Origin of the sequence: Limnofasciculus baicalensis BBK-W-15, from assembly GCF_024178385.1 — a bacterium.
In the GTDB taxonomy this organism is placed as follows: domain Bacteria; phylum Cyanobacteriota; class Cyanobacteriia; order Cyanobacteriales; family Coleofasciculaceae; genus Limnofasciculus; species Limnofasciculus baicalensis.
In genome coordinates, this window is the sequence record NZ_JAMZMM010000488.1 from 1 (window position 1) to 3,733 (window position 3,733).

At 42.4% G+C, this 3,733-nt stretch carries 1 protein-coding gene and 1 pseudogene; one reads left to right on the plus strand and one right to left on the minus strand.

Annotation, left to right across the window (positions count from 1 at the left end; genetic code table 11):
• Nucleotides 1-349 (minus strand): annotated as a pseudogene (locus NJ959_RS27055) (hypothetical protein); the annotation flags it as partial.
• 199 nt (nt 350-548) lie between these two features.
• Between NJ959_RS27055 and NJ959_RS27060 the strand changes: the two are divergent.
• Nucleotides 549-3,733 (plus strand): beta strand repeat-containing protein (locus tag NJ959_RS27060; protein ID WP_373693721.1); only part of this gene is annotated, 3,185 nt, incomplete at its 3' end.

Below are 3,733 nucleotides of genomic sequence, written 5' to 3' on the forward strand. Positions count from 1 at the left end.
TTGGGAATAGCGGGAATGGGGGGGCGATTACTCTCTCCTCTGTCTCTGGTGATATCACTATCAACAAGACTTTGGGATCAATCTCGACCTCGGAAATTGGGAATAGCGGGAATGGGGGGGCGATTACTCTCTCCTCTGTCTCTGGTGATATCACTATCAACAAGCCTTTGGGCTCAATCTCGACCTCGGAATTGGGGAATAGCGGGAATGGAGGGGCGATAACTCTCTCCTCTGTCTCTGGTGATATCACTACCAAAAATTTTGACTCGTACTCGAACTCGGGATCTGGGAATAGTGGGAATGGGGGAGCGATTACTCTCTCCTCTGGCGAGGGTGATATTACTATCAAATCTTATTTTGACTCGACCTCGTTCTCGGACTCTGGAAATGCGGGAAATGGGGGGGCGATAACCCTGTCTTCTGTCTCTGGTGATATTACTACCAAGCGTGGGTTCGACTCGTACTCGTACTCGAAATCTGGGAATGCCGGGAATGGGGCAGAAATTTCTCTGTTCTCTGACTCTGGTAATATCACTATCAACGATTCTTTGACATCGTTATCCTACTCACCATCTGGAAATGCTGGAAATGGTGGAGCAATTTCCGTCACCGCTAGAGGTGGAAATATTATCGGAAATTCTGGTAACTCACTTCTTTCTTCCTTTGCTCTCTCTCAGTCAGGAACAGCAGGAAATGGTGGAAAAGTTACCCTAGAAGCTCAAAACAATATAACAAACCTCGAAATCTTAACCCTATCCTCTTCAAATGAAGCTGGAGAGGTTGCCATCAATGGATTTGGCGATTTATCAGTTACTAATACCCGCATCCTCACTAGCAAGCAGGTGGAAGTGCAAAACCCATTTACTGGTGAAACTATAACCTTAGATGTTGGTGGTGAAGGACAATCTGGCGATGTCAATATCACCAGTGTAGGCAATCTCACTTTCAACGATACTTCCATTGAAAGTGACACTAAAGGTTCCGATAATGCGGGAAAAGTCACCCTCACCAGTCCAGGTTTAGTCACATTCAATAATAGTCAAATTACCAGTAATACTAGCAACATCGGAAACGCAGGAGATATCGCCATTAATGCCGGAGTCGGGATCGCATTCCAAGGTGTATATGAATACCAAAACCAATCTCAACGCGGCGGACTATTTGCCGGAACCACTAATCAAGGCAATGCCGGAAAAATTACTCTCAACACCCCATCATTAACCCTACAAAACGGTGCTAATATTGCCACCACCACCACAAGTTCCGGCAATGCCGGAGATATTACCATTAAAAATGAACAAAACCTCAATATTAACCTAGCATCAGGAACATCTATTTCTGCCTCTACTTCCAATCAAGGAATTGGGGGCAATTTAAAGATTACCGCTCCTAACTCCATCTCAATTAATGGAGAAGGTATCCTATCTACAGAAACCTCCGGCGCAGGTAAAGCTGGAAAAATTGACATTATCAGCAACAATATAGACATCCAACAAACCCAACTCTCTACCTCAACCACCGCAACTGGAAATGCGGGCGATATTAAAATAGATACCTCTACCTTAACTGTTGCCAGAGGTGCAAAAGTGTTTGCCCTAACTAATGGCAGTGGTAATAGTGGAACAATTACAGTCAATGCCGATAATGCTGTAAATCTGGGTATTGGTGTAGATGATTTTTCCCCAGTCTTATCTGTGGAAACTCGTAATGCTGGCAAAGCTGGTGACATTATTATTAATACTCCCACCTTAACCCTCTCCGACACTGCCAGAATTACTGCTACTGCTACTAATACTGCTACTAATACTGAAGGTGGTGGCAGTATTACTTTAAATGCCTCCAATATGCACTTAGCCGGAATTGTCGGTGTCTTTGCCGAAACTGAAGGACTAACTCCGGCGGGAACATTAACTCTAAATCCTTATCAAAATGAATCCACTTTAAATATTACTTTAGCCCCCCAATCTCAAGTATCTGCCTCTACTTCTGGTAGTGGTAAAGGTGGCGATTTAATTCTCAAAGCCCCAGAAGCAATTAATATTAGTGGGCAAGGAAGGTTAGCAGTAGAAAGCCGCAGTACAGGTGATGCTGGTAATATATTGGTGACTGCTCCCAAATTTACTTTAACTGATGGGGTGGAATTATCTGCGGCTGCTGTTAGTAGTGGTAAAGCTGGGGCAGTGCGAGTCAATAGTCAGGATGTGACTTTATCGAATAATTCACGGATATTGGCTTCTAATGTATCTAGTCAGAGTGAGGGGATTATTTTATCAGGGCTGGAGAATTTAAGAGTTAATAATCATAGTGAAATATCAGCTTCAACTCAGACTGGTGTAGCGGGAAGTTTAAGTATTAATAGTAATTCCAATCCGGCTGATTCGGTGGAAGTGAGTAATAATAGTCGTTTAGCGGTTGAAGCGACAGGAGTTGGTGGTAAGGCTGGAGGTGTGAGGATTAATGCTGAAGAGTTAAGATTGAATGACGCATCTCAAATATCAGCTTCTAATATTTCTGGTGTCAGTCAAGATATTACCCTCCAAGGCTTACATACCTTACAACTAACTAACAATAGTGAAATATCCGCATCGACACAAACTGGGCAGGCAGGAAGTGTCAGTATTAATAGTGGCTCAAATCCAGTTGAGTCAGTATCTCTGAGTCATAGTAATTTATCGGTGGCGGCAACTGGGGAAGGTGGTAAAGCTGGGGGTGTCAGGATTAATACTCAAGATTTAAGATTGAATGACGCATCTCAAATTTCGGCTTCTAACGTTTCTGGTATTAGTGAAGATATTACTCTGAAAGGCTTAGAGACTTTAAATGTCAACAATAGTATGATTTCGGCATCTACTCAAAGGGGTATAGCCGGAAGCTTAACTGTTAATGCTTCACAATCTGTAAACTTAACAGGAGAAGGTAGTTTAGCCGTTGAAGCTACCAATGGTGGTACAGCAGGTAATTTAACTGTTAATACGGGAAGAATGTCTGTGACAGATGGGGCAAGAGTTACAGTTAGTAGTCCAGATGGAGAAGCGGGAAACTTAACAATTAGGGCAAATTCCTTATGGTTAAACCAAGGTAAATTAACTGCTGAAACTGGTGCTAGTGGTGTGGAAGGTGGAGCGAATATTAATTTATCAGGTTTAAATGTTCTGGTGATGAACGATGAAAGCCTGATTTCCGCTCAAGCTTTTAATAATGCTAATGGGGGGAATATTAATATTGAGAGTGATTTTTTGATTATTTTACCACCAATCGGGAGTAATGGTAGTGATATTATTGCTAGTGCTTTTGGTGGGGATGGTGGTAGAATTAATATTACAGGTCAAGGGATTTTCGGGATTGAGGAACGTCGGGCTATTGAAGGAAATCGCACTAATGATATTGATGCGAGTTCCCAATTTGGTAATCCTGGTACAGTTAAACTTAATGTATCAATTGATCCTGCCAGAGGATTGACAGAATTACCATCAAATTTAGTTGATGTGGCGAGATTAGTGAACAATAATCTTTGTAAAGCTTCTTTTGGGAGTTCATTTATCGTGACGGGGCGCGGTGGTTTGCCGACTTCACCATTTGAATCGCTTCAGGGAGATTCGGCTTGGGAAGATTGGCGGATTGGCTCTAATAATGAGTTGATCGATCTGAGAGAATCTGATATAGTCAGGAGTAATAATCAAACAACAAGAGATAATAAACCAAAGGTGATTGTCGAAGCTCAAGGCTGGTATAA